The organism is Streptomyces sp. NPDC005374 (genome assembly GCF_042872225.1).
Taxonomy (GTDB): domain Bacteria; phylum Actinomycetota; class Actinomycetes; order Streptomycetales; family Streptomycetaceae; genus Streptomyces.
Genome location: NZ_JBIAKA010000001.1, coordinates 872338 through 897355, shown reverse-complemented (window position 1 = coordinate 897355; position 25018 = coordinate 872338). Strand labels below are relative to the sequence as shown.

The 25018-nt window shown below is 66.7% G+C and carries 17 protein-coding genes and 1 pseudogene; 17 read left to right on the top strand and 1 reads right to left on the bottom strand.

Annotation, left to right across the window (positions count from 1 at the left end; all coding sequences use genetic code 11):
* Positions 1 to 75: 75 nt before the first annotated feature.
* The 17 genes and pseudogenes from ACFYRX_RS04175 to ACFYRX_RS04095 form a co-directional block, all read left to right on the top strand.
* Positions 76 to 501, top strand: a complete 426-nt coding sequence (locus ACFYRX_RS04175) for a hypothetical protein (protein WP_389096409.1) — start codon at positions 76 to 78, stop codon at positions 499 to 501.
* A gap of 133 nt (positions 502 to 634) precedes the next feature.
* Positions 635 to 1069, top strand: coding sequence for a 50S ribosomal protein L11 (gene rplK / locus ACFYRX_RS04170; protein ID WP_006383482.1), 435 nt, complete (start codon positions 635 to 637; stop codon positions 1067 to 1069).
* Between the two features lie 77 nt (positions 1070 to 1146).
* The gene (gene rplA, locus ACFYRX_RS04165; RefSeq protein WP_389096407.1) at positions 1147 to 1872 is read left to right on the top strand and encodes a 50S ribosomal protein L1; all 726 of its coding nucleotides are present in this window, start codon (positions 1147 to 1149) and stop codon (positions 1870 to 1872) included.
* A gap of 113 nt (positions 1873 to 1985) precedes the next feature.
* A complete protein-coding gene (locus ACFYRX_RS04160) occupies positions 1986 to 2837 on the top strand; it encodes a hypothetical protein (RefSeq protein ID WP_389096405.1) in 852 nt (283 codons plus the stop codon).
* Between the two features lie 90 nt (positions 2838 to 2927).
* Complete coding sequence (locus ACFYRX_RS04155; RefSeq protein WP_389096403.1) at positions 2928 to 3785, top strand: LppX_LprAFG lipoprotein; 858 nt, start codon at positions 2928 to 2930, stop codon at positions 3783 to 3785.
* A gap of 288 nt (positions 3786 to 4073) precedes the next feature.
* Positions 4074 to 4604, top strand: coding sequence for a 50S ribosomal protein L10 (gene rplJ, locus ACFYRX_RS04150; protein WP_389096401.1), 531 nt, complete (start codon positions 4074 to 4076; stop codon positions 4602 to 4604).
* A 126-nt stretch (positions 4605 to 4730) separates the two neighbouring features.
* Positions 4731 to 5114 carry a 50S ribosomal protein L7/L12 gene (rplL, locus tag ACFYRX_RS04145; protein ID WP_389096399.1) on the top strand — a complete coding sequence of 128 codons (384 nt, stop codon included), beginning with the start codon at positions 4731 to 4733 and terminating at the stop codon, positions 5112 to 5114.
* 560 nt (positions 5115 to 5674) lie between these two features.
* Complete coding sequence (rpoB, locus tag ACFYRX_RS04140) at positions 5675 to 9160, top strand: DNA-directed RNA polymerase subunit beta (RefSeq protein ID WP_389096397.1); 3486 nt, start codon at positions 5675 to 5677, stop codon at positions 9158 to 9160.
* 100 nt (positions 9161 to 9260) lie between these two features.
* Positions 9261 to 13160, top strand: a complete 3900-nt coding sequence (locus tag ACFYRX_RS04135; RefSeq protein WP_389096395.1) for a DNA-directed RNA polymerase subunit beta' — start codon at positions 9261 to 9263, stop codon at positions 13158 to 13160.
* Positions 13161 to 13608: 448 nt separating this feature from the next.
* Positions 13609 to 14073, top strand: a complete 465-nt coding sequence (locus ACFYRX_RS04130) for a DUF1707 and DUF4190 domain-containing protein (RefSeq protein WP_389096926.1) — start codon at positions 13609 to 13611, stop codon at positions 14071 to 14073.
* A gap of 331 nt (positions 14074 to 14404) precedes the next feature.
* Positions 14405 to 14776, top strand: coding sequence for a 30S ribosomal protein S12 (rpsL, locus tag ACFYRX_RS04125; protein ID WP_003948652.1), 372 nt, complete (start codon positions 14405 to 14407; stop codon positions 14774 to 14776).
* A 3-nt stretch (positions 14777 to 14779) separates the two neighbouring features.
* Positions 14780 to 15250, top strand: a complete 471-nt coding sequence (gene rpsG / locus ACFYRX_RS04120; RefSeq protein WP_005481264.1) for a 30S ribosomal protein S7 — start codon at positions 14780 to 14782, stop codon at positions 15248 to 15250.
* Between the two features lie 39 nt (positions 15251 to 15289).
* Positions 15290 to 17419, top strand: a complete 2130-nt coding sequence (gene fusA / locus ACFYRX_RS04115; protein ID WP_389096393.1) for an elongation factor G — start codon at positions 15290 to 15292, stop codon at positions 17417 to 17419.
* A 154-nt stretch (positions 17420 to 17573) separates the two neighbouring features.
* The gene (tuf, locus tag ACFYRX_RS04110; RefSeq protein WP_389096391.1) at positions 17574 to 18767 is read left to right on the top strand and encodes an elongation factor Tu; all 1194 of its coding nucleotides are present in this window, start codon (positions 17574 to 17576) and stop codon (positions 18765 to 18767) included.
* Positions 18768 to 19035: 268 nt separating this feature from the next.
* Complete coding sequence (locus ACFYRX_RS04105) at positions 19036 to 20238, top strand: acyltransferase family protein (RefSeq protein ID WP_389096389.1); 1203 nt, start codon at positions 19036 to 19038, stop codon at positions 20236 to 20238.
* Between the two features lie 77 nt (positions 20239 to 20315).
* On the top strand, positions 20316 to 20669 hold the full coding sequence (locus ACFYRX_RS04100; protein WP_389096387.1) for a hypothetical protein: 354 nt from the start codon (positions 20316 to 20318) through the stop codon (positions 20667 to 20669).
* Between the two features lie 102 nt (positions 20670 to 20771).
* A pseudogene (locus ACFYRX_RS04095) lies at positions 20772 to 21013 on the top strand (hypothetical protein); the annotation flags it as partial.
* 42 nt (positions 21014 to 21055) lie between these two features.
* Here the strand turns inward: ACFYRX_RS04095 and ACFYRX_RS04090 are convergent.
* A complete protein-coding gene (locus ACFYRX_RS04090; RefSeq protein ID WP_389096385.1) occupies positions 21056 to 24601 on the bottom strand; it encodes a hypothetical protein in 3546 nt (1181 codons plus the stop codon).
* Positions 24602 to 25018: the final 417 nt, after the last annotated feature.

The following is a 25018-nucleotide window of genomic DNA, read 5'->3' as shown; positions in this document are numbered from 1 at the left end:
TTGACCGAGTTAGACAGAACCGACGAAGGCGCCCCTCCGGCCGTGACCGGGAAGGGGCGCCTTCGCCGTCTCCGGATGTCGGTTCTGCTCCTGCTGCTGGCGGCGGTCCTCTCGATTCCGGCGATCCTCGTGGGGGTCAACCAGTGGAACCGGGTGGCCGAGGTCCAGGGCGGGGTCCGCGCGGTCGGTACCTTCCACTCGGAGGGCGCCAACTGCTTCCGTCACCGCTGCTGGGTCGACTTCCGGGTCGACGGCAGACAAGTGGAGGCCGATCTGCCGGCCCTCACCAGCTCCCGGGAGAGCAAGGTCTCGCGGGACGGCAAGCCGATCGTCATCCGTTACCCGGCCTCGGACCCCACGAGGGTCGGCGAGGAGGACGGCTACGGCTCCGTGGTCGCCACCTGCTTCCTGCTCGGGCTTCCGACGCTTGCGCTGCTGCTCGTCGGAGTGCTCTGGTTGGTCTTCGGGCCGTCCTCGCGGCACCCCGCTCCGCAGGGCTGACCTGCCGATTTCATGTCCAGGGCCGCAACGGCTATCGTGGTGCGGTATGCCATTTGCTGGATGAATCATCCAATTGACGCATCCGAGTCAGGCAGATGGCACTCGACCTCTCACGTAAGGACCCGGAGAGAGCATGCCTCCCAAGAAGAAGAAGGTCACGGGGCTCATCAAGCTCCAGATCAACGCCGGCGCGGCGAACCCGGCCCCGCCGGTCGGCCCCGCGCTCGGTCAGCACGGCGTCAACATCATGGAGTTCTGCAAGGCCTACAACGCCGCGACCGAGTCGCAGCGTGGCTGGGTGATCCCGGTGGAGATCACGGTCTACGAGGACCGCTCCTTCACCTTCATCACCAAGACCCCGCCGGCCGCGAAGATGATCCTCAAGGCCGCCGGTGTCGAGAAGGGCTCGGGCGAGCCGCACAAGACCAAGGTCGCCAAGATCACCCAGGCGCAGGTCCGCGAGATCGCCACGACCAAGCTTCCCGACCTGAACGCCAATGACCTGGACGCCGCGTCCAAGATCATTGCCGGCACCGCCCGTTCCATGGGCATCACGGTCGAGGGCTGAGCCCAACTCCCGCAGAAGTAGTGGCAGGGCCTGCTCGGCCCGCACCACGACTCCTCAGAAACACACAAGGAGCAGTAGTGAGCAAGCGCAGCAAGTCTCTCCGCGCTGCGGACGCCAAGATCGACCGGGAGAAGCTCTACGCCCCGCTCGAGGCCGTCCGTCTCGCCAAGGAGACCTCCACGAGCAAGTTCGACGGCACCGTCGAGGTCGCCTTCCGCCTGGGTGTAGACCCGCGCAAGGCCGACCAGATGGTCCGTGGCACCGTGAACCTCCCGCACGGCACCGGTAAGACCGCCCGGGTCCTGGTCTTCGCGACCGGTGACCGTGCCGAGGCCGCACTCGCCGCGGGTGCCGACATCGTCGGCTCCGACGAGCTCATCGACGAGGTGGCGAAGGGTCGTCTGGACTTCGACGCCGTCGTCGCCACCCCGGACCTCATGGGCAAGGTCGGCCGCCTCGGCCGCGTGCTCGGTCCCCGTGGTCTCATGCCGAACCCCAAGACCGGCACCGTGACCCCGGACGTCACCAAGGCTGTCACCGAGATCAAGGGTGGCAAGATCGAGTTCCGCGTCGACAAGCACTCGAACCTGCACTTCATCATCGGCAAGACGTCGTTCGACGACACCCAGCTGGTGGAGAACTACGGCGCGGCCCTGGAGGAGATCCTCCGTCTGAAGCCGTCCGCCGCCAAGGGTCGTTACATCAAGAAGGCCGCTCTCAGCACCACGATCGGCCCCGGTATCCCGCTCGACTCCAACCGCACCCGCAACCTCCTCGTCGAGGAGGACCCGGCCGCGGTCTGAGACACCGGCAGGTTCCCGGGCCCCGCACCTTCCGAGGTGCGGGGCCCGTTCCCGTGTGCGGGACATCTGCTCTGGGTTAGCGTGCGAGCAGGGCACTTGCACCAGGGGGACGTATGAAGAGGACGACGGTCCGGGTCGTTGCGGCCGCCGCACTGACGGGACTGGCCGCCTGCACCGCCGGCTGCACCTCCGACGATTCCTCCGACAAGCCCGACCAGAAGCGCACGGCCTCGACGCCCGCCTCCCTCGCGGCCCTGCGGACCGCCGAACGCTCCACCGAGCGGGCCGACACGGCCCGGGTGAGATCCGGCACCGTGATGGGCAGCCAGCTGTCCCTCACCGCCGACGGCGTCATCGCCTGGCGTGACGGTCTCTCCGGAGCCCTCACCATCGACTACACCGGCGGCACCGCGGCCGAGACGATGCGGAGCCTCGGTGTCACCTCCATGGAGGCCCGCTACCTCTCCGACGCCTACTACGCGCGCATGGGCGACACCTTCGCCGCGAAGTTGGGCGGCAAGCACTGGCTCAAATACGCCTACGACGACCTGAAGACCCTCGGCGGCGGTGCCGACCTCGCCGACCAGATGCGCTCCACCACCCCCAACCAGTCGGTGCGGCTGCTGCTGGACTCGGAAGACGTCCGCGAGGTCGGCGAGGAGACGGTGGACGGCCAGGCCACCACGCACTACTCGGGCACCGTGCACGTCGAGAACGTCACCGACGACGAACTCCAGCAGCGGCTCCGGGCCGCCGGAGTCACCGCCGAGACCCTCGACATCTGGATCAACGAGAAGAACCTGCTGGTCAAGAAGATAGAGAAGACCAGCACGGGGAACGGCGACGTGACCCAGACCGCCCACTACAGCGACTACGGAGTGAAGGTCGCCGTGGAGAAGCCGTCGGCCGCGGACACCGAGGATTTCCGGACGCTCCTGTCACAGCCGAGTACCAACTCCTCCTGAGCCCCAGGGAATTCGCGGGCCCCCCTCCGCCCCCTCGGATAGGCTCACGGTCTTGCTGTGAATCGGCCATGTGTTCCTTGGGGGGAATCAATGAGTACTTCTGTACGACGTTCCGTGCATCGTCGGACCATCGGCGCCGGGCTCGCCGTCGTGGCCCTCGCCGCGGGTGCGGTCAGCTGTTCCAAGGGGGGCGACGAGTCGCCGAAGATGACGCCCGCGGCAGCGGTCGCCAAGGCGGCGAAGAACACGGAGGACATCACCTCCGTCCGCTATCGCATGAAGGGCAAGGTGCCCGAGCAGGGGCGGGTCGAGGGCGAGGCCTCCATGCGGCTCAAGCCCAGCGTCGCGATGACCATGAAGATGACCGTGCCCGACCAGGGCACCAAGGGCACCGTGGAGATCCGGCTCGTCGACAAGGCCATGTACGTCGGCGGCAACGCCGACCTGGCCAAGGAGATGGACGGCAAGACCTGGATCAAGTTCGACATGTCCGCGCTGGGCGACAAGAACCTCGGGGCCACCACGCCGGGCGCCGGCGCGGCCGACCAGAACCCGGCGACCGAGTCCACGTTCCTCACCGGCGCCAAGAACGTGAAGAAGGTCGGCACCGAGACCGTCGACGGCGTCGAGACGACCCGCTACTCGGGCACCGTCACCGTGGCCGACCTCAAGGCCTCCTTCAAGGACGAGACCAAGGCCGTCCGCGAGCAGCGCGAGAAGAGCCTCCAGCAGTACGAGAAGCTGGGCGTCGACAAGCTGGCCATCGACATGTGGGTCGACGGCGAGGAGCACACCAAGCAGTTCCGGATGCAGGGTGCCGCCGACAAGGGCCCGCTCGACATGACCATCACCTTCCTCGACTACAACAAGCCGGTCACCGTCACGGCCCCGCCCGAGAAGGACACCGCCGACCTGGCCGAGATGATGAAGGGACTCCAGAACGGCTGAGCGTCGTAGGACCGGATTTGCTTGACAGGGATCCGGTCACGTACGCTCCTACAGAAGCCAAAGACCGCTGGTCGTTGCCGTGTTCTCAACTGAGGGTGCGGTGGCCGAAGGATCCGCTGAATACTGCGGACGACCCGCGTAGGTGTCTGTGGAAGTCGCTCCTGGAGTTCGCTGCCTCACGGCAGATGTGTTCCGGTTGAGTCACGCCCCGTGCGCCTGCGCCGGGGCGTTTCGTTTGTCCAGCCCCTTCTGAGCGGTCCTCATCACCCGGAAGGAGGCCGACGCTCTATGGCAAGGCCCGACAAGGCTGCCGCGGTAGCCGAGCTGACGGAGCAGTTCCGCAGCTCGAACGCCGCCGTGCTGACCGAGTACCGGGGTCTCACTGTGGCGCAGCTCAAGAACCTGCGCCGTTCGCTCGGTGAGAACGCCCAGTACGCCGTGGTGAAGAACACGCTGACCAAGATTGCGGCCAACGAGGCCGGGATCACGACGCTCGACGACCTGTTCAACGGTCCGACGGCGGTCGCCTTCGTCACCGGTGACCCGGTGGAGTCGGCGAAGGGTCTTCGTGACTTCGCCAAGGACAACCCGAACCTCGTCATCAAGGGCGGTGTCCTTGACGGTAAGGCGCTGTCCGCCGACGAGATCAAGAAGCTTGCGGACCTCGAGTCCCGCGAGGTTCTGCTCTCCAAGCTGGCGGGTGCCTTCAAGGGCAAGCAGACTCAGGCTGCTCAGGTCTTCCAGGCGCTCCCGTCGAAGCTCGTCCGCACTGTGGAAGCGCTTCGTGCCAAGCAGGACGAGCAGGGCGGTGCCGAGTAACTCGGCTCGCGAAATGACCGCCGCCTGAGGCAGCCCGCCTGAGGCAGAGGTCGTAGCGGGCCGAACGTACGCCCGCCACACATGTACATACCGGCACCAGCCGAATTAGTGGAAGGATCGCCCCTCATGGCGAAGCTCAGCCAGGAAGACCTGCTCGCGCAGTTCGAGGAGATGACCCTCATCGAGCTCTCCGAGTTCGTGAAGGCCTTCGAGGAGAAGTTCGACGTCACCGCCGCCGCGGCCGTCGCCGTCGCCGGTCCGGCTGGTCCGGCCGCCGCCGCCGAGGCCGTCGAGGAGCAGGACGAGTTCGACGTCATCCTCACCGGCGCCGGCGAGAAGAAGATCCAGGTCATCAAGGTCGTGCGTGAGCTGACCTCCCTGGGTCTCAAGGAGGCCAAGGACCTCGTGGACGGCGCTCCGAAGCCGGTCCTCGAGAAGGTCGCCAAGGAGGCCGCCGAGAAGGCTGCCGAGTCCCTCAAGGGCGCCGGCGCGTCCGTCGAGGTCAAGTAAGACCTCTCGCGGGCCTCGTTCGGCCTGTAACGCGTAAGCACTGAAGAGCGATCATCCATCTGGGTGGTCGCTCTTCGGCGTTCCTGGAGGCGCGGTCACGGTTACCGTGCGGCCTTGAGGGCGAGGGGTATGGTGATCTTCGTCGTGTCTCCCGGAACCCCAGGTTCGGGCAGGGGGGCCTTGACGAACCGCACGCAGCGCGCAATTCTCAGGACGCGTCGCCAGAACGGTCCGAATCCGAGGCATGGATCGGCGACGAAGAGGGCAGTATCAGTGTGCGTTGAGGGCAGCATGCCGAGGGCGTTGAGGACAGCGAGAGTTTTTGAAGACTGGGCAGAAAAGCAGGGCTGGACATCAGTGCGCCGAATGGCTACACTGACCCTTTGCGCTGCCTGTTAGTTGCCCCCTGCCCGTCACCAGGGGTCTGCCCTCGCCTCAGCACCGATGAACGGAACATCTCTGACCTGGCCTTTTGGTCAAATCGGGGAGATCTGTCTCTGTGCCGTGGATGAGGGACCGGGGAGCGCGTAGTGAGTCCGAGCCCTCGGAAGGACCCCCTCTTGGCCGCCTCGCGCACTGCCTCGAACGCGAATACGAACAACGGCGCCAGCACCGCCCCGCTGCGCATCTCCTTTGCAAAGATCAAGGAGCCCCTCGAGGTTCCCAACCTGCTCGCGCTGCAGACCGAGAGCTTTGACTGGCTGCTCGGGAACACCGCCTGGCAGAGTCGGGTCGAGGCCGCTCTGGAGTCAGGTCAGGACGTCCCCACCAAGTCCGGTCTGGAGGAGATCTTCGAGGAGATCTCCCCGATCGAGGACTTCTCCGGGTCGATGTCGCTGACCTTCCGCGACCACCGTTTCGAGCCCCCGAAGAACAGCATCGACGAGTGCAAGGACCGCGACTTCACGTACGCGGCACCGCTCTTCGTGACGGCCGAGTTCACCAACAACGAGACCGGCGAGATCAAGTCCCAGACGGTCTTCATGGGCGACTTCCCGCTCATGACCCACAAGGGCACCTTCGTCATCAACGGCACCGAGCGTGTCGTGGTGTCGCAGCTGGTCCGTTCGCCGGGTGTCTACTTCGACTCCTCCATCGACAAGACGTCCGACAAGGACATCTTCTCGGCCAAGATCATCCCTTCCCGGGGTGCCTGGCTGGAGATGGAGATCGACAAGCGCGACATGGTCGGTGTCCGCATCGACCGCAAGCGCAAGCAGTCCGTGACCGTCCTTCTCAAGGCGCTCGGTTGGACCACCGAGCAGATCCTCGAGGAGTTCGGCGAGTACGAGTCGATGCGCGCCACCCTGGAGAAGGACCACACCCAGGGCCAGGACGACGCGCTGCTCGACATCTACCGCAAGCTGCGTCCGGGCGAACCGCCCACGCGTGAGGCCGCCCAGACCCTTCTGGAGAACCTCTACTTCAACCCGAAGCGCTACGACCTCGCCAAGGTCGGCCGCTACAAGGTCAACAAGAAGCTGGGTGCGGAGGCTCCGCTCGACGCGGGCATCCTGACCGTCGAGGACATCATCTCGACGATCAAGTACCTGGTGAAGCTGCACGCGGGCGAGACCGAGACGGTCGGCGACAGCGGCACGAACATCGTCGTCGAGACCGACGACATCGACCACTTCGGCAACCGTCGTCTGCGTAGCGTCGGCGAGCTCATCCAGAACCAGGTCCGCACGGGTCTGGCTCGTATGGAGCGCGTCGTCCGTGAGCGCATGACGACCCAGGACGTCGAGGCGATCACGCCGCAGACCCTGATCAACATCCGGCCGGTCGTCGCCTCCATCAAGGAGTTCTTCGGCACCAGCCAGCTGTCGCAGTTCATGGACCAGAACAACCCACTGTCGGGTCTCACCCACAAGCGCCGTCTGTCGGCTCTTGGCCCGGGTGGTCTCTCCCGTGAGCGGGCCGGCTTCGAGGTCCGTGACGTGCACCCGTCCCACTACGGACGCATGTGCCCGATCGAGACCCCTGAAGGCCCGAACATCGGTCTGATCGGTTCGCTCGCCTCCTACGGCCGCGTCAACGCGTTCGGCTTCGTGGAGACGCCGTACCGCAGGGTCGACGGCGATGTCGTCACCGACGAGGTCGACTACCTGACGGCCGACGAGGAGGACCGCTTCGTCATCGCGCAGGCCAACGCCACGCTCGACGACGACATGCGCTTCACCGAGAACCGCGTCCTGGTCCGCCGTCGTGGCGGCGAGGTCGACTACGTCCCCGGTGACGACGTGGACTACATGGACGTCTCGCCGCGCCAGATGGTGTCGGTCGCGACCGCCATGATCCCGTTCCTCGAGCACGACGACGCCAACCGTGCCCTCATGGGCGCGAACATGATGCGTCAGGCCGTGCCGCTCATCAAGAGCGAGGCCCCGCTCGTCGGCACCGGCATGGAGTACCGCTCCGCCGTCGACGCCGGCGACGTGGTCAAGGCCGAGAAGGACGGTGTGGTCCAGGAGGTCTCCGCGGACTACATCACCACCGCCAACGACGACGGCACGTACATCACGTACCGCCTGGCGAAGTTCTCGCGCTCCAACCAGGGCACCTCGGTCAACCAGAAGGTCATCATCGACGAGGGCGACCGCGTCATCGAGGGCCAGGTCCTCGCCGACGGCGCGGCCACCGAGAACGGCGAGATGGCGCTGGGCAAGAACCTGCTCGTGGCGTTCATGCCGTGGGAGGGTCACAACTACGAGGACGCGATCATCCTGTCGCAGCGCCTCGTGCAGGACGACGTCCTCTCCTCGATCCACATCGAGGAGCACGAGGTCGACGCCCGTGACACCAAGCTCGGCCCCGAGGAGATCACCCGGGACATCCCGAACGTCTCCGAGGAGGTCCTCGCCGACCTCGACGAGCGCGGCATCATCCGCATCGGCGCCGAGGTCACCGCGGGCGACATCCTGGTCGGCAAGGTCACGCCCAAGGGTGAGACCGAGCTGACGCCGGAGGAGCGCCTGCTGCGCGCGATCTTCGGTGAGAAGGCCCGTGAGGTCCGCGACACCTCGCTCAAGGTGCCGCACGGCGAGACCGGCAAGATCATCGGCGTCCGTGTCTTCGACCGCGAGGAGGGCGACGAGCTGCCGCCCGGCGTCAACCAGCTGGTCCGTGTGTATGTTGCGCAGAAGCGCAAGATCACCGACGGCGACAAGCTCGCCGGCCGACACGGCAACAAGGGTGTTATCTCGAAGATCCTTCCGATCGAGGACATGCCGTTCCTCGAGGACGGAACTCCGGTCGACATCATCCTGAACCCGCTGGGTGTGCCGTCCCGAATGAACCCGGGACAGGTCCTGGAGATCCACCTCGGCTGGCTCGCCAGCCGCGGCTGGGACGTCTCCGGTCTCGGCGAGGACTGGGCGCAGCGCCTGCAGGCCATCGGCGCCGACGTGGTCGCGCCGGGCACCAACGTCGCCACCCCGGTGTTCGACGGTGCGCGTGAGGACGAGCTCGCGGGTCTGCTGAACCACACCATCCCGAACCGCGACGGCGAGCGCATGGTGCAGCCGACCGGTAAGGCGAGGATGTTCGACGGCCGCTCCGGTGAGCCGTTCCCGGACCCGATCTCCATCGGGTACATGTACATCCTCAAGCTGCACCACCTGGTCGACGACAAGCTCCACGCCCGTTCGACCGGTCCGTACTCGATGATCACCCAGCAGCCGCTGGGTGGTAAGGCCCAGTTCGGTGGCCAGCGGTTCGGCGAGATGGAGGTGTGGGCGCTGGAGGCATACGGCGCCGCGTACGCCCTCCAGGAGCTGCTGACCATCAAGTCCGACGACGTCACCGGCCGCGTGAAGGTCTACGAGGCCATCGTCAAGGGCGAGAACATCCCCGAGCCCGGCATCCCCGAGTCCTTCAAGGTGCTCATCAAGGAGATGCAGTCCCTGTGCCTCAACGTGGAGGTGCTGTCCTCGGACGGCATGTCCATCGAGATGCGCGACACCGACGAGGACGTCTTCCGCGCGGCGGAAGAGCTCGGCATCGACCTGTCCCGGCGCGAGCCGAGCAGCGTCGAAGAGGTCTGACGGGAGTCCGGCCGGAGGTCCTGGTGAGGAACCTCCGGCCGGCCCCTGGACCCCCGTTTCAGACCCCAAGACTTACAACCCTGAGAGGGATTGACGCATAGTGCTCGACGTCAACTTCTTCGATGAGCTCCGGATCGGTCTGGCCACCGCTGACGACATCCGTCAGTGGAGCCACGGCGAGGTCAAGAAGCCCGAGACCATCAACTACCGCACCCTCAAGCCCGAGAAGGACGGACTCTTCTGCGAGAAGATCTTCGGTCCGACCCGGGACTGGGAGTGCTACTGCGGCAAGTACAAGCGCGTCCGCTTCAAGGGCATCATCTGTGAGCGCTGTGGCGTCGAGGTCACTCGCGCCAAGGTGCGTCGTGAGCGGATGGGCCACATCGAGCTTGCCGCTCCCGTCACCCACATCTGGTACTTCAAGGGCGTTCCGTCGCGGCTGGGCTACCTGCTCGACCTCGCCCCCAAGGACCTCGAGAAGGTCATCTACTTCGCGGCGTACATGATCACGTACGTCGACGAGGAGCGCCGCACGCGTGACCTGCCCTCGCTGGAGGCGCACGTCTCCGTGGAGCGTCAGCAGGTCGAGAACCGTCGCGACTCCGACCTGGAGGCCCGCGCCAAGAAGCTCGAGACCGACCTGGCCGAGCTGGAGGCCGAGGGCGCCAAGGCCGACGTGCGCCGCAAGGTGCGCGAAGGTGCCGAGCGCGAGATGAAGCAGCTGCGTGACCGTGCGCAGCGCGAGATCGACCGTCTCGACGAGGTGTGGACCCGCTTCAAGAACCTCAAGGTCCAGGACCTCGAAGGTGACGAGCTGCTCTACCGCGAGCTGCGTGACCGTTTCGGCACGTACTTCGACGGCTCGATGGGTGCCGCGGCGCTGCAGAAGCGCCTGGAGTCCTTCGACCTCGACGAAGAGGCCGAGCGGCTTCGCGAGATCATCCGTACCGGCAAGGGCCAGAAGAAGACCCGTGCGCTGAAGCGGCTGAAGGTGGTGTCTGCCTTCCTGCAGACCTCCAACAGCCCCAAGGGCATGGTCCTCGACTGCGTCCCGGTCATCCCGCCGGACCTTCGCCCGATGGTGCAGCTGGACGGTGGCCGCTTCGCGACCTCCGACCTGAACGACCTGTACCGCCGTGTGATCAACCGCAACAACCGCCTGAAGCGCCTTCTCGACCTCGGTGCGCCCGAGATCATCGTGAACAACGAGAAGCGCATGCTCCAGGAGGCCGTGGACGCGCTGTTCGACAACGGCCGTCGTGGCCGTCCGGTCACCGGTCCCGGTAACCGCCCGCTGAAGTCCCTGAGCGACATGCTCAAGGGCAAGCAGGGTCGATTCCGTCAGAACCTGCTCGGCAAGCGTGTGGACTACTCCGCGCGTTCCGTGATCGTCGTCGGTCCGCAGCTGAAGCTGCACCAGTGCGGTCTGCCGAAGGCGATGGCGCTGGAGCTCTTCAAGCCGTTCGTGATGAAGCGCCTGGTCGACCTGAACCACGCGCAGAACATCAAGAGCGCCAAGCGCATGGTCGAGCGCGGCCGCACCGTCGTGTACGACGTCCTCGAAGAGGTCATCGCCGAGCACCCGGTGCTGCTGAACCGTGCGCCCACCCTGCACCGCCTCGGCATCCAGGCCTTCGAGCCGCAGCTGGTCGAGGGCAAGGCCATCCAGATCCACCCGCTCGTCTGCACCGCGTTCAACGCGGACTTCGACGGTGACCAGATGGCCGTGCACCTGCCGCTCTCCGCGGAGGCGCAGGCCGAGGCCCGTATCCTGATGCTGTCCTCGAACAACATCCTGAAGCCGGCTGACGGTCGTCCCGTCACCATGCCGACCCAGGACATGGTTCTTGGTCTGTTCTTCCTCACCACCGACGGTGAGCTGCGTGACACCAAGGGCGAGGGCCGGTCCTTCGGCTCCACGGCCGAGGCGATCATGGCGTTCGACGCCGGTGAGCTCGCGCTCCAGTCGCAGGTCGACATCCGCTTCCCGGTGGGCACCATCCCGCCGCGTGGCTGGACGCCGCCGGCGCAGGAGGAGGGCGACCCCGAGTGGCAGCAGGGTGACACCTTCCGGCTGCGTACGACCCTGGGCCGCGCGCTCTTCAACGAGCTGCTGCCCGAGGACTACCCGTTCGTCGACTACTCGGTGGGCAAGAAGCAGCTCTCCGAGATCGTCAACGACCTGGCCGAGCGCTACCCCAAGGTCATCGTGGCGGCGACGCTCGACAACCTGAAGGCGGCGGGCTTCTTCTGGGCGACCCGTTCCGGCGTCACCGTGGCCATCTCCGACATCGTCGTTCCCGACGCGAAGGTGGAGATCGTCAAGGGCTACGAGGCTCAGGACGAGAAGGTCCAGAAGCAGTACGAGCGCGGTCTGATCACCAAGGAAGAGCGCACGCAGGAGCTCATCGCGATCTGGACCAAGGCGACCAACGAGGTCGCCGAGGCGATGAACGCGAACTTCCCCAAGACGAACCCCATCTTCATGATGGTTGACTCGGGTGCCCGAGGAAACATGATGCAGATGCGGCAGATCGCCGGTATGCGTGGTCTGGTGTCGAACGCCAAGAACGAGACGATTCCTCGTCCCATCAAGGCGTCCTTCCGTGAGGGCCTGTCCGTCCTCGAGTACTTCATCTCCACGCACGGTGCCCGTAAGGGTCTGGCGGACACCGCCCTGCGTACCGCCGACTCGGGTTACCTGACCCGTCGTCTGGTGGACGTCTCGCAGGACGTCATCATCCGCGAGGAGGACTGCGGCACCGAGCGCGGTCTGAAGCTGAAGATCGCCACGCGTGGTGCCGACGGTGTGCTGCGCAAGACGGACGACGTCGAGACCAGCGTCTACGCCCGCATGCTCGCCGAGGACGTCGTCATCGACGGCAAGGTGATCGCGCCGGCCAACGTGGACCTGGGCGACGTGCTCATCGACCAGCTGGTGCACCACGGCATCGAGGAGGTCAAGACCCGCTCGATCCTGACCTGCGAGTCGCATGTCGGCACCTGCGCCATGTGCTACGGCCGCTCGCTGGCCACCGGCAAGCTGGTCGACATCGGTGAGGCGGTCGGCATCATCGCCGCCCAGTCGATCGGTGAGCCCGGCACCCAGCTGACGATGCGTACCTTCCACACCGGTGGTGTGGCCGGTGACGACATCACGCAGGGTCTGCCGCGTGTCGTCGAGCTCTTCGAGGCCCGTACCCCGAAGGGTGTCGCCCCGATCTCCGAGGCGGACGGCCGTGTCCGCATCGAGGAGACCGAGAAGACCAAGAAGCTCGTCATCACGCCGGACGACGGCAGCGAGGAGACGGCGTTCCCGATCTCCAAGCGAGCCCGACTCCTCGTGAGCGAGGGCGAGCACGTCACGGTGGGCCAGAAGCTCACCGTGGGTGCCACCAACCCGCACGACGTGCTGCGCATCCTGGGTCAGCGTGCCGTCCAGGTCCACCTGGTCGGCGAGGTCCAGAAGGTCTACAACTCGCAGGGTGTGTCGATCCACGACAAGCACATCGAGATCATCATCCGGCAGATGCTGCGCCGTGTGACGATCATCGAGTCCGGCGACGCCGAGCTGCTGCCCGGCGAGCTGGTCGAGCGGTCGAAGTTCGAGACCGAGAACCGTCGTGTGGTCCAGGAGGGCGGTCACCCGGCCTCCGGTCGTCCGCAGCTGATGGGTATCACCAAGGCCTCGCTGGCGACGGAATCCTGGCTGTCGGCCGCTTCCTTCCAGGAGACGACCCGAGTCCTGACGGATGCGGCGATCAACGCCAAGTCCGACAGCCTCATCGGCCTGAAGGAGAACGTCATCATCGGTAAGCTCATCCCGGCCGGTACGGGTCTGTCCCGTTACCGCAACATCCGGGTGGAGCCGACCGAGGAGGCCAAGGCCGCGATGTACTCGGCCGTCGGCTACGACGACATCGACTACTCGCCCTTCGGCACGGGCTCCGGCCAGGCCGTCCCGCTGGAGGACTACGACTACGGTCCGTACAACCAGTAGGACCTGCGTCTGAACCACTGAAGGCTGAACCACTGAAGGGCGGTCACCCCGTTTCGTACGGGGTGGCCGCCCTTCGGCGTGGCGGGAGCCGGCGGCCCGGAAAGCGGGTGTGGACGGGCGCTTTGGACCCGCGGTGGGGCGGGGCGGGCGTCAACCGGTCGCCGCGGCCGGTGCACGTACCGTCGACAAAGGCGCGTAATGCCGCATCATGGAGGGATCTCGGGGGTTCGGGAGGTGCTCCGTGTCGCATTCGTCGTGGCGGCCCTGGGAAGGCGAGGGCGAGTCGTCGGGCAGTGGTGTGCCGCGCGCCGGGCAGGGCAGAGGTGCGCCGTGGCCGGGGCCCGGCCGGGACGCCTCCGCGATGCGCCCCTGGTCCGGTGCGGACGCCCCTGTCGCGCGGCCCTGGCCCGGGTACGCCGCCCCACAGCCCGACGCCTACGCCTCCGCCATGCTCGCCTCCCACGCCGACCGTGAGCGCGCCGTCGACGTGCTGCGGGCCGGGTACGGGGAGGGGCGGATGGAGAAGGAGGAGTTCGACAAGCGGGTGGAGCGGGCCTACGGCGCCCGTACGGTGGGGGAGCTGGCGCTGCTCGTCTCCGATCTGCCGCTCGGGCCCGTGCCGCAGCCGGCGCCCGTCACCGCCGTACCGCGGACGTTTCTGCCCGCCCCGCGGCCGCGGGCGAACGGCAAGGCGGTCGGAGCCGCCGTGTGCGGGCTGCTGTGCGTGCCGACGTTCGGGTTCACCGGCATTCCGGCGGTCATCCTCGGGCATGCGGCGCGGGCGGAGATGGACCGGACGGGAGAGGGCGGCGACGGCCTCGCGCTGACCGGGCTGGTGTTCGGCTGGCTGTCCATCGCCGCGTGGTCGGTGCTGGTGACCTTGCTGTTTGCGGTGGGTCTGGCCTCCGGGTGAGCGGGCGGACCGCCGTGCTCCGGTGTGTGCGGTTGATGAAATCGAAGATCGTCCACGGCGTAGGGGCTTGACACCGTCGGCCCGGAGATGTTGTCGCCGTCCATTTGTTTTGACCGCAGCGAATGAGCTAGGTACGCTCAGACCTTGTGCCTGGGGTGTGCCCTGGCTCTCGTGCGTGCCTTCAACCGCATGTCGAGCTGTAAGCGGCCACCGTAATCTGCGCTCCCTTTCGCCTCGCGGCGGAAGTTCGCCGGATTCGACACACCCGACCGCGTGGGTCGGCGACGTTCCAGGTTAGCTTCACCATCGGCACACAGAAACCGGAGAAGTAGTGCCTACGATCCAGCAGCTGGTCCGGAAGGGCCGGCAGGACAAGGTCGAGAAGAACAAGACGCCCGCACTCGAGGGTTCCCCTCAGCGTCGTGGCGTCTGCACGCGTGTGTTCACGACCACCCCGAAGAAGCCGAACTCGGCCCTGCGTAAGGTCGCGCGTGTGCGTCTGACCAGCGGGATCGAGGTCACTGCTTACATTCCGGGTGAGGGACACAACCTGCAGGAGCACTCCATCGTGCTCGTGCGTGGCGGTCGTGTGAAGGACCTGCCCGGTGTTCGCTACAAGATCATCCGCGGTTCGCTTGACACCCAGGGTGTCAAGAACCGCAAGCAGGCCCGCAGCCGCTACGGCGCCAAGAAGGAGAAGTAGAAAATGCCTCGTAAGGGCCCCGCCCCGAAGCGCCCGGTCATCATCGACCCGGTCTACGGTTCTCCTCTTGTCACCTCCCTGATCAACAAGGTGCTGCTGAACGGCAAGCGTTCCACCGCCGAGCGCATCGTGTACGGCGCCATGGAGGGCCTGCGCGAGAAGACCAGCAACGACCCGGTCATCACGCTGAAGCGCGCGCTGGAGAACATCAAGCCGACCCTCGAGGTCAAGTCCCGCCGTGTCGGTGGCGCGACCTACCAGGTCCCGATCGAGGTCAAGCCGGGCCGTGCGAACACGCTCGCCCTGCGCTGGCTGGTCGGTTACTCCCGCGCCCGTCGCGAGAAGACCATGACCGAGCGTCTGCTCAACGAGCTTCTCGACGCCTCCAACGGCCTCGGTGCCGCTGTGAAGAAGCGCGAGGACACCCACAAGATGGCCGAGTCCAACAAGGCCTTCGCGCACTACCGCTGGTAGTCGCTACCCCCATCGAGACCGAGAGAAGACCGAAGCCTTATGGCTACCACTTCACTTGACCTGGCCAGGGTCCGCAACATCGGGATCATGGCCCACATCGACGCGGGCAAGACGACCACCACCGAGCGGATCCTCTTCTACACCGGCGTCAGCTACAAGATCGGTGAGGTCCACGACGGCGCTGCCACCATGGACTGGATGGAGCAGGAGCAGGAGCGTGGCATCACGATCACCTCTGCTGCCACCACCTGTCACTGGCCGCTCGAGGACAACGACTACACGATCAACATCATCGACACCCCGGGTCACGTCGACTTCACGGTCGAGGTGGAGCGTTCGCTCCGCGTGCTCGACGGTGCCGTCACGGTGTTCGACGGTGTCGCCGGTGTCGAGCCGCAGTCCGAGACGGTGTGGCGTCAGGCCGACCGTTACGGCGTGCCGCGCATCTGCTTCGTCAACAAGCTCGACCGGACCGGCGCGGAGTTCCACCGCTGCGTCGACATGATCAAGGACCGCCTCGGTGCGGTACCGCTGATCATGCAGCTTCCGATCGGTGCCGAGATGGACTTCAAGGGCGTTGTGGACCTGGTCCGCATGAAGGCGCTCGTGTGGTCCGCCGAGGCCGCCAAGGGCGAGATGTACGACGTCGTCGACATCCCGGCCACGCACGCCGAGGCCGCCGAGGAGTACCGCGGCAAGCTGGTCGAGGCCGTCGCGGAGAACGACGACGAGATCATGGAGCTGTTCCTGGAGGGCCAGGAGCCCACCGAGGAGCAGCTGTACGCCGCGATCCGTCGCGTCACCATCGCGTCCGGCAAGTCCAACGGCGTCACGGTCACCCCGGTGTTCTGTGGCACCGCGTTCAAGAACAAGGGCGTCCAGCCCCTGCTCGACGCGGTCGTGCGCTACCTGCCGACCCCCCTCGACGTGGAGGCCATCGAAGGCCACGACGTCAAGGACCCCGAGGTCGTCGTCAAGCGCAAGCCGTCCGTCGACGAGCCGCTGTCTGCGCTCGCCTTCAAGATCATGAGCGACCCGCACCTGGGCAAGCTCACCTTCGTCCGGGTCTACTCGGGCCGCCTGGAGACTGGCACCGCGGTGCTGAACTCCGTCAAGGGCAAGAAGGAGCGCATCGGCAAGATCTACCGCATGCACGCGAACAAGCGTGAGGAGATCGAGGCGGTGGGCGCCGGCGACATCGTCGCCGTGATGGGCCTGAAGCAGACCACCACCGGTGAGACGCTGTGCGACGACAAGCAGCCGGTGATCCTGGAGTCCATGGACTTCCCGGCGCCGGTCATCCAGGTCGCGATCGAGCCCAAGTCCAAGGGTGACCAGGAGAAGCTGGGTGTCGCCATCCAGCGTCTCGCGGAGGAGGACCCCTCCTTCCACGTCCACTCGGACGAGGAGACGGGCCAGACCATCCTCGGCGGTATGGGCGAGCTGCACCTCGAGGTGCTGGTCGACCGTATGAAGCGCGAGTTCCGCGTCGAGGCCAACGTCGGCAAGCCGCAGGTCGCGTACCGTGAGACGATCCGTAAGGCCGTCGAGCGGGTGGACTACACCCACAAGAAGCAGACCGGTGGTACCGGTCAGTTCGCCAAGGTGCAGATCGCGATCGAGCCCATCACCGAGGCCGACGGCCCGGCGTACGAGTTCGTGAACAAGGTGACCGGTGGCCGTATCCCGCGGGAGTACATCCCGTCGGTGGACGCCGGTGCGCAGGAGGCCATGCAGTTCGGCATCCTCGCGGGCTACGAGATGACCGGCGTCCGCGTGACGCTGATCGACGGTGGCTACCACGAGGTCGACTCCTCCGAACTGGCCTTCAAGATCGCCGGTTCGCAGGCCTTCAAGGAGGCCGCGCGCAAGGCCAGCCCTGTGCTGCTCGAGCCGATGATGGCCGTCGAGGTCACCACGCCCGAGGACTACATGGGTGAGGTCATCGGCGACATCAACTCCCGCCGTGGCCAGATCCAGGCCATGGAGGAGCGGGCCGGTGCCCGCGTCGTGAAGGGCCTCGTGCCCCTCTCGGAGATGTTCGGCTACGTCGGAGACCTCCGCAGCAAGACCTCGGGTCGCGCAAGCTACTCGATGCAGTTCGACTCCTACGCCGAGGTTCCGCGGAACGTCGCCGAGGAGATCATCGCGAAGGCCAAGGGCGAGTAACGCACCGCGTTCGCACGCTTTAGGCTTGACTCCGGAGCCCGGAGGGGCATTCACCCCCGTTCGTGGGGGAATGCCCCCGGGCCGAGGCTTTCCAGCAAAGATCACCTGGCGCCGATGAAGCAAGGCGTTCAGAACCACTCCACAGGAGGACCCCGTGGCGAAGGCGAAGTTCGAGCGGACTAAGCCCCACGTCAACATCGGCACCATCGGTCACATCGACCACGGTAAGACGACCCTCACGGCCGCCATTACCAAGGTGCTGCACGACGCGTACCCCGACCTGAACGAGGCCTCGGCGTTCGACCAGATCGACAAGGCTCCCGAGGAGCGCCAGCGCGGTATCACGATCTCCATCGCGCACGTCGAGTACCAGACGGAGACGCGTCACTACGCCCACGTCGACTGCCCCGGTCACGCGGACTACATCAAGAACATGATCACGGGTGCGGCGCAGATGGACGGCGCCATCCTCGTGGTCGCCGCCACCGACGGCCCGATGCCGCAGACCAAGGAGCACGTGCTCCTGGCCCGCCAGGTCGGTGTTCCCTACATCGTCGTCGCCCTGAACAAGGCCGACATGGTGGACGACGAGGAGATCCTGGAGCTCGTCGAGCTCGAGGTTCGTGAGCTCCTCTCCGAGTACGAGTTCCCGGGCGACGACCTGCCGGTCGTCAAGGTCTCGGCGCTGAAGGCGCTCGAGGGCGACAAGGAGTGGGGCCAGACGGTCCTGGACCTGATGGCCGCCGTCGACGAGGCGATCCCGCAGCCCGAGCGTGACGTCGACAAGCCGTTCCTGATGCCGATCGAGGACGTCTTCACGATCACCGGTCGCGGTACGGTCGTCACCGGCCGTATCGAGCGTGGTGTCCTGAAGGTCAACGAGACCGTCGACATCATCGGCATCAAGACCGAGAAGACCACCACCACGGTCACCGGTATCGAGATGTTCCGCAAGCTGCTCGACGAGGGCCAGGCCGGTGAGAACGTCGGTCTGCTCCTCCGTGGCATCAAGCGCGAGGACGTCGAGCGCGGCCAGGTCATCATCAAGCCGGGTTCGGTCACCCCGCACACCGAGTTCGAGGCGCAGGCGTACATCCTGTCCAAGGACGAGGGCGGCCGTCACACGCCGTTCTTCAACAACTACCGTCCCCAGTTCTACTTCCGTACGACGGACGTGACCGGCGTCGTGACCCTCCCCGAGGGCACCGAGATGGTCATGCCCGGCGACAACACGGAGATGAAGGTTGAGCTCATTCAGCCCATCGCCATGGAAGAGGGCCTGAAGTTCGCCATCCGTGAGGGTGGTCGCACGGTGGGCGCCGGCCAGGTCACCAAGATCAACGCCTGATCTTGACCCGGTAGGTCTGTAGATCTGCAGGTCTCTGAGGGGCCCGTACGACTTCGGTCGTACGGGCCCCTTCGGGTTGCCCCGCCGGCGGGTGAAGTCTCGGAGAACTCCCGGGGACGGCTCGGCGAGGGTTGCGGCAACTCCCCGCTGCCCCTGGGAGGAATGTTCGTGTCTGGTCGCTGTGGGGTGGTTGTGAGGGTCGTAGCCTGAGGCGTCCGGTGGCCACTCCCGGCCCGGGATTCCCTCGCGAGGACGGACGGACACGCAGGTGTCGATACAGGACGCGGAGAGCAGGACGTCGATACCGCGACGGGTCGTCGGCGGCAGCCCGCTTCCGCCCCTCACCGTGCCCGGCCCGCCGGAGCAGCCCACTCGCGCCGCACGCCGCACCGCCGTACGCGACCGTGCCGGACGCCGGCTCTACGCCATCGACGGCATCCGGCTCCTCGCCGCCCTCATGGTCGCCATGCACCACTACGCCGGCACCCACCGCGTCGACCAGCCCGGCAACCGCATCTGGGACCGGCCGGTGTCCGACATCATGCCGACGGTCTTCCGGTTTTCCTCCTACGGCTGGATCGGCGTCGAGATCTTCTTCGTGATCAGCGGCTTCGTGATCTGCATGTCCTGCTGGGGCCGTACCCCGAGGCAGTTCTTCACGTCACGGGTGATCCGGCTGTACCCGGCCTACTGGTTCGCCATCGCCTTCACGACCGCCGTCCTGACGCTGCTGCCCGGCGTCTGGGACCGCCTGCGCATGCGGGACGTACTCCTCAACATCACGATGCTCCAGTCCGGTTCGGGCGTCATGAACGTCGACGGCGTCTACTGGACCCTCTGGTCCGAACTGCGCTTCTACCTCCTCTTCCTGGTCGTCGTGTGGACCGGCCTGACCTACCGCAAGGTCGTCGTCTTCTGCTGTGTCTGGGGCGCCGCGGCCATGCTCGCCCCGATCTCCGAGCTGCCCCTGCTGGAGCTGGTCGCGAACCCCGAGGGCGCCTGGTACTTCATCGCGGGCCTGTCCCTCTACCTGATGCACCGCTTCGGCCAGGACCTGCTGCTGTGGGGCATCCTCGCGATGGCCTGGCTGATGGGCCAGCGGGAACTGGGCATCCGGATCGACGAGGTCGAGCATGTATCGGGATGGCGGGGGAGCGTTCTGATCTTCACGGTCTTCCTGCTCGCCATGGTCGCCATCGCCCTCGGCGCCACGGACCGCATCCGCTGGAAGTGGCTGGTGACGGCGGGCGCGCTCACCTATCCGCTGTACCTGATGCACTACGCGGCCGGTACGGCGATCATCAACCGCCTGCGCGACACGATGGACGCCCGGCTGCTGATCGTGTGCGTCATCGCCGGGTTCATGGTGCTGAGCTGGCTGGTGCAACGGTTCGTGGAGCGTCCGGCGGCACGGCTGCTGAAGCGGGGGCTGGACACGTCGTTCGCGCGGCTGCGGAACGCCGGGGTCTGAACCACCCGTACGACAGCTCGGGGAACCTGAGTACGAACGCTCATGCGACGGGGTGCGCCGGGCGATGTGATGGACCCATGCCGGACCTCACGCTCGACGACGACCGCGCGACCGGTGCCTGGGTCGCCCCGCTGCTCTCGACGCTCCTCACCCTGCCCGCGTGTCTGGCCGCCTATGTCTTCGGCGGGCTCTCCGTGATGGCGTGCGACTCCTGCGCGGGTCCGGAGGCGGACCGTTTCGAGTCCAGCTTCGGGCTCGCCTTCCCGGTACTGCTCGGTGGCCTGGGTATCGCCCTGTTCCTGCTGGCGGCCGGCTGGGCCCTGCCGTGGGAGCGCCGCAACGCGGCCCGCCGGGTGGGGCTCGCGCTCGCCGCGCCGGCGATGGTGCCATGCGTCTACGGGGTGTTCGCGGCGCTGGTGGACTGGCCGTAGGCCGAGCGACAGTCAGGATCAGGTGACCACTGGCAGACGTACGGCCACCGGAGTCGCGCTCGTGGGGGCCCTGGCCCTCAGCCTCCTGAACGCCCGGGCGGTACCGTCACCGGCAAGCTCACCCGCGCGAACTGGCGGACCAAGAAGTACGGCGCCTACGGCGGCCGTTCGGTCGGCCTCCAGTTCCGCGATTCGCCACGGTCAAGAAGGTCACGTCGAGCAGCGCCGGCGCTCTGAAGACCACGGTCACCGCGTCGAAGGACGGCACGTGGCCTCGGTCGTACGGCGGCAACGACACGACGGGCTCCGCGACGAGCGGCGGGGATCACGTGGACGTGCGCTGAGCAGGGGCCGGGGGCGACGGGCTCGCTGTCGCCCCCGGCGTCTCAGCCGAACGCCAGCTTCCCCGTCCAGTTGCCGATCACCGCCGTGTAGCCGCCGACCACCGACTTGCCGCCCGAGTACAGCCGTACGCTGCCGTCGGCCATGTGGGCCCAGACGTCGGGGATGCCGTCGCCCGTGACGTCGGGAACGCCGAGCAGACGGGGCATGTCGGTCGGGGACCAGCCGCTCGCGGCGTACTCGCTGTCGATGCCGGTCGACGAGGCGGCAGCGGTGGCGAGGGAGAGGACGTCGAGGCCCTTGCCCGCCGAATCGGCTTTGCCCTGGCGCAGCAGGGCGCGGCCGCTGGTGGAACGGTAGAGCAGGTCGGCGATGCCGTCGCCGGTGATGTCGGAGACGGTGACCAGGTCCCGGCTGGGCCAGGAGGTGCCGTCGTTGAGCAGCCGGGCGCCGGAGAAGGAAGCGCCGGTGTAGCCCGTGAAGACCCAGAACTGGGTGCCCGCGGTGACGAACAGGTCGGGGCGGTCGTCGCCTGTGACGTCACCGGCCGAGAGGATCTGGTCGAAGGCGGACGGGGCGGGGACGTCGACGCTCGCGCCGCCGCTGTCGGTGCCCTTGGCGGGCAGCAGGAGCGGCAGACGGGCGCAGGTGTTGAAGCCGCCGTAGCCGTCGCCGGGGTAGAGGTACAGGGTGCCGTCGCCCATACGTGCGACCAGGTCCTGGAGGCCGTCGCCCGGGTAGTAGTCGCCGAGGTGGGTGATCAGGGCGCCCTTCCAGCTGATGGTCTGGGTGCAGCCGTCGGCGTAGGCGGTGTTCTTGGTGGTCGTGCCGTAGGAGGGGGACATGCCGATGAACAGGTCGCCCTTGGTGCCGGACGGATAGGCGCGCAGGTCGTCGTGGACGACGCCGTCCTCGTCCGTGCTCTCGGTGATGGTCAGCAGGTCCGGCTTGTCGTCACCGGTGATGTCGCCGGCGGCCTCGTCATGGTCCTTCGGGCTCACGAAGATCTTGTACGCGTTCGGGGTCACCGACTCGTTGCCGGCCGCGTCGAGGGCCTTGACGTAGAGGATGGCGGGGCCGGCCAGCGGTGGGGTGACGGAGACGACCGACGTGATGGTGTTGCCGGTGATCACCTCGCCCGCCTTGGTGGTGCAGCTGTTGTAGTCGGCGATCTTGGTGGTCTTGTCGTACGACTCGCTGTTCCAGCTGTAGGCGTACTGGCTGACCTTGTCCGTGATCCAGTTGGTGAACGTCATGCAGCCGGACTGACCGAACGTGGCCTTCGACCACTGGTCCTCGCCGCTGTCGTTGTCGCCGTCCGCCTCGTCGAAGTCGGTGGAAGTCACCTTCGGCGTCTTCGGGGCCACGGTGTCGAGTTTGAAGTAGCAGGTGTAGCTGGTGGAGGACTGGGCCGCTGTCGGTCTGAAATCGTCCTTGACGTACACGTTCCAGGAGTAAGTGCCGTCCTTGAGGACGCTTTTGCCGCTGGAGTCGGTGTTGTCGAACACCACGCTCGCCGTGCTCTTGCCCGAGGCGGTCTCCTCCCGGTTGTACACCGTGCCGGTGGTCGTGTTCTTCAGCGTGAGGTGGATGACGTCCAGGTCGTCCTTGCCGTCGGGGTCCGAGACAGCGGCGGAGAAGGTGATCTGGTCGTTGTCGCCGATGGTGACGTAGGGCGGGGTGGTGGTGCACTTGCCCGGACTCATCTTGAGCTTGCTCGGCTTGTTGGGCTTGGTGTTGAAGGTGACGTCGATGCTCGGACCCGCGTTGTCGTTCGTCGCCTGGAACTTCTTCCATGCGAACTGGTCGTCCTCGTCGCCCGCCTGCAGACCCAGCGTCCAGTGGGTCAGGCTCTGGTCGGCGGCGTACTGGGCGGCGCTCCTGACGTCGAAGACGGTGTTCCCGGCCGCGCAGCTCTTCTTGTAGCCCTTGGCGTACGACTTGGTGTCCAGGTGGTCGCTCCAGCCGGGCTGATTGGACCAGCTGGTCTTCTTGTCGATGTCACCGGTGCGCCACACCTCGATGTCCCGCTTGGAACACGACCAGGCGTACGTCTCCTTCATGTTGAGCGTGGCCTCCTTGATGGAGGTCGTACGCACCTTCTCCGGCCACTCCATCGTGAAGAAGGAACGGCTGCTGCCGAAGGTGTCGGACTCGTAACCGGCGCGCGCCTCGTTGGTGCCCTTGTTGAAGCCGCGGCCGTTGAAGAAGGTGGCGGTGGCCCAGGAGCCCCGTTTGTAGGCGGTGGTCCAGTTGCCCGCGTCGGTGTTGGTGCTGGGGTCGATGAAGACGGGGTACGTCGTCTTCGCCCCGGTCAGCAGTTCCTGGTCCGGGGTGAGGGTGATGGTGCCGTCGGCGGCGAGCGAGGGGTCGAGGCGGGAGGTGTGGGTGCCGGGCTGGGGGCCGGCCAGGCCCGGGATCTCCCGGTCGATCGCGGTGGTGGTGGGGACCACGACAGCGTCCTCGTCGCCTGCGGGCTGGGTGACCGCCGGATCGGGCTCGGAGGCGGGGGCGGAGGCGGACGCCGTGGCGTCACCGTCGGTCTCCGTGGTCGCGGTGGGCTCGGGGGAGGCGTCGTCGAAGTCGGTGTCGGCGCGTTCGTCCTCGGCCGCCCGGCGCCGGGCGGCGGCGTCGGCGTCGTCCTCGGGTTCTGTGCTCGGGCCGGCCGGTCCACTCTGATCTGCTGTGGGTCTCGGCGTCGGATCCGGGTCGTCGGGGCCGCCGTCGCCGTGCGTCAGGTTGTCGCTGGTGGCGTCCTTGCCCGCCGAGTCCCACATCAGCATGGTCGGGGTGGCCGCGACGTCGTTGCCCTCGGCGTCGTAGGCGTGGATGGATCCGCTGCGTGAGTCGAGCTTCAGCGTCAGGTCCGGCGAGCTCAGGCCGTAGGAGATGGTCTTCAGCGCGGGATTGGCGGCGGCCTCGGCGGACTTGACGACGAGAACCTCGGAGAAGCCGCCGTCGTTGGCGGCCAGCACCAGGTCCACGCCCGGCAGGACCTCGCGGTAGAGAGCCTCGTTGCTCTCGACCTCGGGTGCGGGGAGCGGGCCCGGCCAGGTGAGGTGGATGGTGTGGTCGGCTGTGGTGAGGGTGGCGAGGGTGCTCGTGACGTCCTCGGTGTCCGCTGCGTGGCGGATATAGGAGGCCCGGTTGACACCGGAAGACGTGGCCTTCTTCCTGGTCCCGCCCGAGAGCACCACCGGTGTCGTCGTGGCCGTCGTCGCCCAGTTCCCGTCGGACCTGCGGCGCAGCGTCGGGTCGATGGCCCGCCACTGGCCGTCGACCTTGGCGCGTACCGGCATGACGTGGATCCGGGAGGTCAGGGTGCGGTCCGGGTTGGCCCAGGTGGTGGTCTTCGCGGTGCGGGCGGCTACCACCTCGACCGGCCGGCCGCTGTGCTTGGCCAGGGCGCGGGCCTCGGGCTCCGTGCGGGGGTGGGGCGTGACGGGGTTCTTCGCCGTCCCGCTGCCGTCCGGGTCGTGGGCCGGGAACAGCGCCCAGGCGGTCGCGGCGGCCAGGAGTAGAGCCAACAGGGCCGCGAGCAGGCGTAGATGACGTTGACTCAGCCTGCCCGGCCAAGAAGCGGAGGACACCGGACCGTTTCCCCTCTGACGGTGGCGACATGCGAACGGCCCTCCCGCTCGGGCGATCCGGTGGTCTCTGCCGGGACACGGGGAGGACGTGTGGAGATCATGAAGGGATGAGGGGGGCTGGACAAGAGCTTCGAGGCGGCTGTTGCCGCACAAGGGCGCGGGAGTGCCTTATTCCAGCTTTAATTGCCTGCAATCTGGCCGGAGTTGGGCCTTCTTGTCATGTTTCCGTCAGTGATCAATGCCACACAAGGTCGAACACTCTGGCGCGTAAGTGCACAGGTGGCCAATAATCCCGGCTGATCATCTTCTTGGTTTCCTCACATTTTCCTTACGGCTTCGTCCGCACCGCCGACCGGGGTGACTTCCCGGCCGCGCCCACCGGGGGGTTCCTTTCGTGTTCGGTCGATCACGTCCGCG

What these genes read in the sequence shown, in the direction of transcription:
- ACFYRX_RS04175 (WP_389096409.1), top strand. Translation starts at nt 76, where the DNA reads ATGTCGGTTCTGCTCCTGCTGCTGGCGGCGGTCCTCTCGATTCCGGCG.
- rplK (WP_006383482.1), top strand. Translation starts at nt 635, where the DNA reads ATGCCTCCCAAGAAGAAGAAGGTCACGGGGCTCATCAAGCTCCAGATC.
- ACFYRX_RS04160 (WP_389096405.1), top strand. Translation starts at nt 1,986, where the DNA reads ATGAAGAGGACGACGGTCCGGGTCGTTGCGGCCGCCGCACTGACGGGA.
- ACFYRX_RS04155 (WP_389096403.1), top strand. Translation starts at nt 2,928, where the DNA reads ATGAGTACTTCTGTACGACGTTCCGTGCATCGTCGGACCATCGGCGCC.
- rplJ (WP_389096401.1), top strand. Translation starts at nt 4,074, where the DNA reads ATGGCAAGGCCCGACAAGGCTGCCGCGGTAGCCGAGCTGACGGAGCAG.
- rplL (WP_389096399.1), top strand. Translation starts at nt 4,731, where the DNA reads ATGGCGAAGCTCAGCCAGGAAGACCTGCTCGCGCAGTTCGAGGAGATG.
- ACFYRX_RS04130 (WP_389096926.1), top strand. Translation starts at nt 13,609, where the DNA reads ATGCTCGCCTCCCACGCCGACCGTGAGCGCGCCGTCGACGTGCTGCGG.
- rpsG (WP_005481264.1), top strand. Translation starts at nt 14,780, where the DNA reads ATGCCTCGTAAGGGCCCCGCCCCGAAGCGCCCGGTCATCATCGACCCG.
- fusA (WP_389096393.1), top strand. Translation starts at nt 15,290, where the DNA reads ATGGCTACCACTTCACTTGACCTGGCCAGGGTCCGCAACATCGGGATC.
- ACFYRX_RS04100 (WP_389096387.1), top strand. Translation starts at nt 20,316, where the DNA reads ATGCCGGACCTCACGCTCGACGACGACCGCGCGACCGGTGCCTGGGTC.